This is a genomic window from Clostridium sp. OM05-5BH (genome assembly GCF_003481505.1).
Lineage (GTDB): Bacteria > Bacillota > Clostridia > Lachnospirales > Lachnospiraceae > Otoolea > Otoolea fessa.
The window spans coordinates 21,063-21,268 of record NZ_QULJ01000017.1 but is presented as its reverse complement, the minus strand read 5'-3'; the positions used below and the strand labels follow the sequence as shown (position 1 = coordinate 21,268).

Here is a 206-nt window from a genome sequence, read left to right as displayed (position 1 = left end):
TCCAGCCCCGGCACCTGCCCGGTGTTGGCAGCCTCGTCCCACAGCACCCGCACATGGTAGGGCAGACGCCCGCCATAGGTATTGTCAGCCCGTTCACACAGAAGGTTGAACATCTGCGAAAAAGCGAGGGCAACCAAAAAGTTGTAGGTGGTGTCCGTGTCGCTGATAAGAAAGAACAGCGCTGATTTTTCATCCCCCAGCTTATC

1 protein-coding gene is annotated in these 206 nt (G+C 56.3%); it reads right to left on the bottom strand.

Translation table 11 applies throughout. From position 1 onward, the window contains the following. A partial coding sequence (locus DXB70_RS14455) for a type IV secretory system conjugative DNA transfer family protein (RefSeq protein WP_243099974.1) occupies positions 1-206 on the bottom strand: 206 nt, incomplete at both ends.